At 44.5% G+C, this 2,901-nt stretch carries 2 protein-coding genes and 1 pseudogene; all 3 read left to right on the top strand.

What is annotated here, in order from left to right; all coding sequences use genetic code 11:
• Positions 1-135, top strand: a pseudogene (locus ACZM60_RS14655) (6-phosphofructokinase); the annotation flags it as partial.
• 13 nt (positions 136-148) lie between these two features.
• On the top strand, positions 149-2,395 hold the full coding sequence (locus ACZM60_RS14650) for a cation:proton antiporter domain-containing protein (protein WP_489521860.1): 2,247 nt from the start codon (positions 149-151) through the stop codon (positions 2,393-2,395).
• Between the two features lie 21 nt (positions 2,396-2,416).
• The coding region (locus ACZM60_RS14645; RefSeq protein ID WP_489521859.1) for a DUF3417 domain-containing protein at positions 2,417-2,901 on the top strand (485 nt) is incomplete at its 3' end.

Genomic DNA, 2,901 nt, shown 5'->3' with positions numbered 1-2,901 from the left:
ATGGAAGGCCAGCGAAATGTTATGATAGGCATACGGAACAACGAGATTGTTTATGTTCCTTTTGTCCAGGCAATCAAAAAGGACAAGCCTATTGACAAAAGCCTGATCCGGGTCCTTAACGAATTATCGATCTAAAATAACCGTTAATATGTCAGAAGTTGCTCCTTTAATATCGGATCTTGCCATAATTCTGATTATTGCCGGTATTGTAACCGTCATTTTCAAGTGGCTGAAGCAACCGGTCATATTGGGCTACATTGTAGCCGGTATTATGGCGGGTCCTTCCGTTTCTCTGGTCCCGACTGTTTCCGATCCTGCCAATATCAAAATATGGGCGGACATCGGTGTCATTTTTCTGCTGTTCGCGATGGGACTGGACTTTTCGTTCAAGAAATTGATAAATGTGGGCATTACGGCTATCGTTGCCACTGTCACTATTGTATGTGGCATGATGTTCATAGGTTATACAGCGGGGAATGCAATGGGGTTCTCCCACATGAGCAGTATTTTTCTGGGTGGAATGTTGTCCATGTCGTCCACGGCCATCGTATTCAAGGCCTTCAATGACATGGGACTTCTCCAACAGAAATTCACTGGCATTGTCTTGGGGATTCTTGTTATCGAAGATCTGGTGGCTGTAGTGATGATGGTTGTTCTTTCCACGTTGGCGGTAGGCAAACATTTTGAAGGGAAGGAGATGCTGGAAAGTATATTGAAGCTGGCCGCTTTCCTGATTTTCTGGTCGGCATTGGGTATCTATCTGATACCTACCCTGCTGAAGAAGATACGCCGTTTCACCAGCAACGAGATTTTATTGATAACCTCTCTGGGACTTTGCCTGGGAATGGTGATGATTGCGACAAAAGCGGGATTTTCTGCCGCATTGGGAGCCTTTGTCATGGGGTCCCTGCTGGCAGAGACCGTTGAAGCGGAAAAAATCGTACATATCGTACAGCCGGTAAAAGACCTGTTCGCTTCCATATTTTTCGTGTCGGTAGGAATGATGATCGATCCTGCCATGATGTGGGAATATGCCGTCCCTATTCTCATCCTGACATTGCTAGTACTGTCCGGTCAGGTACTGTTCGGGAGCTTTGGTGTCTTGCTTTCCGGCCAGCCGTTGAAAATTGCCATACAGTCCGGCTTTTCACTGACACAGGTCGGTGAATTCGCATTCATCATCGCATCTTTAGGCGTCAGTCTGAATGTTACGGACAAGTATCTCTATCCGGTCATAGTGGCAGTATCTGTCATAACGACTTTTCTTACCCCCTATATGATATGGCTTTCGGAACCAGCATACCGGTTTATAGACATCCACATGCCTGAATCCCTGAAAGATTATCTCGTACACTATACGTCCGGGGCAATGACTGTAAAACACCAGGGTACTTGGCATAAACTGATCCGGTCTATGCTGGTGTCTGTCACACTCTATCTGGTCGTATGCGTTTTTTTCATCACTTTATATTTTTCCTATGTGCATCCTTTGATTAGGAAAAGTCTGCCGGGAATGGAAGGGAACTTGTTGGGCTTCATCATCATCTTTCTTGTCATATCCCCGTTTCTATGGGCCATCATCATGAAAAGGAACAATTCAACCGAGTTCCGTAAACTCTGGACGGACAACAAGTTCAACAGAGGGCCTTTGGTATCAATAGTACTTGTCAAAATACTGATCTGCACGATTATCATGATGAGTATCATTACCCATCTTTTCAATGTTGCCTTGGGAGCCGGGTTGGTAGTCTCTTCCATTATCATTGCCGTCATTTATTTTTCCAAGCGGATCAAGAAACGGTCGCTGACTATAGAGAGACAATTTATGGCAAACTTTCAGGGGACGGACGGGAATGGACTTTCTACAGAAAGTGATACAGGCTCCACCCTTGGCAGCAATATCCCGTTCAAGGAATTACATTTGGCGGATTTCACAGTATCCCCTGATTCCATATATGTGGGCAGAACATTAAAAGAAAGCAGCTTGCGCACCTTGTTTCAGATAAATGTGATTTCAATCACCCGTGGAGAAAAACGCCTAGATATACCACAAGGGGAAGAACATCTCTATCCATATGACAAGGTTACGGTCGTAGGTACGGACCGACAGTTGGAAAGCTTCCGGACATCCATGGAGCAAAAGAAGGTAGAAAGGAACGGGAACGGAACATCCTCGCAGGATGAGATGGAAATAGGGCAATTTCCTGTCGAAGGAGGTTCACCATTGATCGGAAAGACGATCCGGGAGGCAGACATATCGGATAGCATCATTATCGGAATAGAGAGGAGTACCGTGAATATTATGAATCCAGACCCTGATACAATTTTCAAGGAGAATGATACGGTATGGATTGTCGGTAAACGAAAAATAATAAAAGGACTGAATAAAGATTAGGACTTATTTAATTAAAATGTCATGGAATATTCAAGTTATAATGTAAATACCCCTCAGTGGAGGGAGATTACAGTAGGTTCACATCTTCCTGCAGAACTGCGAAAACTTGCAGAAATCGCACATAATCTCTGGTGGACATGGAATGATGACGCAAAGAAACTGTATTGTGATTTGGATTCGGAACTTTGGAAAGAGGTGGAACAGAATCCGGTATTGTTTCTGGAGCGGATAAATTATGAGAAGCTTGTAGCGCTGGCACATGATGAGAACTTTGTCTATAAAATGGATGCCGTCTATTCCGCCTTCAAAAAATACGTAGATGTGGAACCGGATCACCAGCGCCCGTCAATAGCTTATTTCAGCATGGAATACGGCTTGGATGAAGTCCTTAAGATATATTCCGGCGGTTTGGGAATGTTGGCGGGGGATTACCTGAAAGAGGCGTCGGACAGCAATGTGGACCTTTGTGCCATAGGACTTTTGTACCGTTACGGTTATTTTGACCA

The organism is Phocaeicola sp., from assembly GCF_057861905.1.
This window is presented reverse-complemented; position numbering and strand designations above follow the sequence as displayed.

Coding starts and splice junctions, on each gene's coding strand:
- ACZM60_RS14650 (WP_489521860.1), top strand. CDS start 149: ATGTCAGAAGTTGCTCCTTTAATATCGGATCTTGCCATAATTCTGATT.